A 2,388-nucleotide genomic window follows, 5' to 3' on the forward strand; every position below is an offset into this window, starting at 1 on the left:
CCAAAGGAATCCTTTTTATTAATTTCTTATTTCCCCTTATCTGTGTAAGAATAGTTGTCATAGGACTGTGAGAAAAGTATAGATTTAAATGCCCTAGTCAAAAAAGCTTCCGGATTACAGCCGCAATAAAACATTGTAATATGATAACGTCAAACCCCGGCATATCAAAGATGTGCCGGGGTTTGATTTGTCAATGTACCCGATTAAAAAACATATTTACTACAGAAGTTTGAACACGTACCAATACAAACATTTGCACATCCAGAAATACAGCATCCAGTACAATCAAGACACATATAGCCTTGAACATCGTTTGTACTTGCCTTTTTAGAAAATAAATGTTTCATACCCTCACCTCCTTTCAAAAATATCTAGTGTTAAGAGCCTTTAAACCCTTACACATTCGCTTGCTCACACTCTTCGTTAAGCATAACCTCACATGTGTTAAAATCCATAATCCAATATCCATTCTGATTTACTTTCCAACTATATTTTTGTTGCATTTTTTGCCACCAATTATCATATTCAATTCTTGTACTAGCTAAATCATTATTGATTTTTCCATATAGATCAGGGTGTACTTTTTCAGATACCGTCAGAATTAACTCCTCCAAAGAAGCCCTTCTATTATATATTGGAAGCATAAAGTTTTTTTCAGCAACTGTTACCTTTCCAACTTTTATATGATTCATCATAATCTACTCCATCCTTTCCTTTAATTTATCAATAGCATCTAAATATTCTATGCTATTTAATACATTCTTAAATTTAATGTTTTCTGGATTTAATTTTTCCTGAAGTTTCAAAGATGCATTTCTTTCTAAATGACTAAGCACACATTGGATTTTTGAAGGTGTGTTTATCTCATTTGTTAATTTTTTATTCATATAAACACATCTTTTACAATGATAAGAATCACATCCTGAACAAATCGGTGCATTCTCTAGATCAAGTAGATATTCATTATAAATATCAATACCATTATCTAAATCACCAATATTATTATCAGGATTATCAAAATAGAATGCTGGACAAATATAAAATTTACCGTTAGGTGCAAGAGAAATATGACTCCTACCAGCATCACAATTACACATGAGGTCTAAGTCTAAAATATCGGTTAATATATTTATTTGTAATGGATTAACATTTTTATATGTTAAAGCAACAAATTCTACTAATTCTTCTAACTTTTCTTTGTAAAGATGAATATCTGAATCAGTCCATTGATCTATATCTTGAATAGTTAGATTTATCCTATTTACAGACTTGTATAAATCTGATACAAAATTCAATATATTTTCTATATTGTTTCTCGTAATCAAAAGTATACATATTCCTTCAAAATTACTAGGTAAATTTGAATTATGATCACATATGACTATTGAATTTTCATCAGTGTTTTTTGATTTGTTGCTAATAATATTAAGAAAACTCTCATTTTGTAAATTCCTATCACCCAAAACTACTGGGTTTAAATTATTATTTTTAGCAAATAATAAACCTTTGTGAATAATATCATCATTCATATTATTTGGTGTATCCCCTGTTTTTGAAACATATGAACAATGTGGAGTAATATTATCTGAAATAATAAATTGTAGATATTTTGCATCTTCTGATTTAATATATCTAAATTTTTTGTATTCCTCTCTTGGAGAAATCAAACCTGTTCTCTTAGTAAACTCGTTCCAAAAATATTCATTAGCGCGTACGTTTGCCTTATGCATTTTACAAATATAGGTCGCCCTTTTATAAATAGTTCCATTATCTGAAAAATCATAATTAGCTCCAGTACACCAGGCACATCCAGTAGCAACTTCACAATTAATGCATTCTTGTGAACTTTGATTTTCTAATGATAGACCTGCAAATGGGCGAAGTTTATCAAAATTAATCCCCTTATCTATACTTCCAATCTTAAATCCTTTTTTATCACTTAGTGCAAAATCTAAGAATCTTACGCATGGAAACAAGTCTCCTTTATAATCCACTGCAAGCATTTTACCTGCTCCACAAAAATTATTTTTTAGTTCATCTGATTTTAGAGGAAACCCAATTTTGGGATCAAAAAATCTTACTGAATACTCTTTCCACATCCCTTTATCAAGAATATAATCTGCTAAATCTTTTAATTGACTTTCAAATATAATATCATCTCCATCTTCCCAAACATTTTCAAAAACAACATTAGCTGCTACTGTATTTATTCCATTATTCCAAAGACTAATGATACTTTCTTTTAAATATGGTAAATCATCATGAGAGAATGTAGCTTTTGTCATAGCATTTGGAAATTGACTTAACCATAATGGTACATTTCTTATAACCTCATCATATGATCCACTACCATCAAGTTTAATTCTTTGGAGATCATGTTTTATCTTA

The 2,388-nt window shown here is 29.6% G+C and carries 3 protein-coding genes; all 3 read right to left on the reverse strand.

Features of this window, described 5'->3' with window-relative positions:
- Positions 1–203: 203 nt before the first annotated feature.
- On the reverse strand, positions 204–347 hold the full coding sequence (locus DSOL_RS30290) for an AC3_0185 family rSAM-modified Cys-rich RiPP (protein WP_083643084.1): 144 nt from the start codon (positions 345–347) through the stop codon (positions 204–206).
- Positions 348–395: 48 nt separating this feature from the next.
- Positions 396–695 carry a CXXX repeat peptide modification system protein gene (locus DSOL_RS25870; protein ID WP_075367567.1) on the reverse strand — a complete coding sequence of 100 codons (300 nt, stop codon included), beginning with the start codon at positions 693–695 and terminating at the stop codon, positions 396–398.
- 3 nt (positions 696–698) lie between these two features.
- Positions 699–2,388, reverse strand: a 1,690-nt coding sequence (locus DSOL_RS25875) for a CXXX repeat peptide maturase (RefSeq protein WP_075367568.1), incomplete at its 5' end; no start/stop codon positions are given.

Source organism: Desulfosporosinus metallidurans (assembly GCF_001936615.1).
GTDB classification, from domain to species: Bacteria; Bacillota; Desulfitobacteriia; order Desulfitobacteriales; family Desulfitobacteriaceae; genus Desulfosporosinus; species Desulfosporosinus metallidurans.

What these genes read in the sequence shown, in the direction of transcription:
- DSOL_RS25870 (WP_075367567.1), bottom strand. Translation starts at nt 695, where the DNA reads ATGATGAATCATATAAAAGTTGGAAAGGTAACAGTTGCTGAAAAAAAC.
- DSOL_RS30290 (WP_083643084.1), bottom strand. Translation starts at nt 347, where the DNA reads ATGAAACATTTATTTTCTAAAAAGGCAAGTACAAACGATGTTCAAGGC.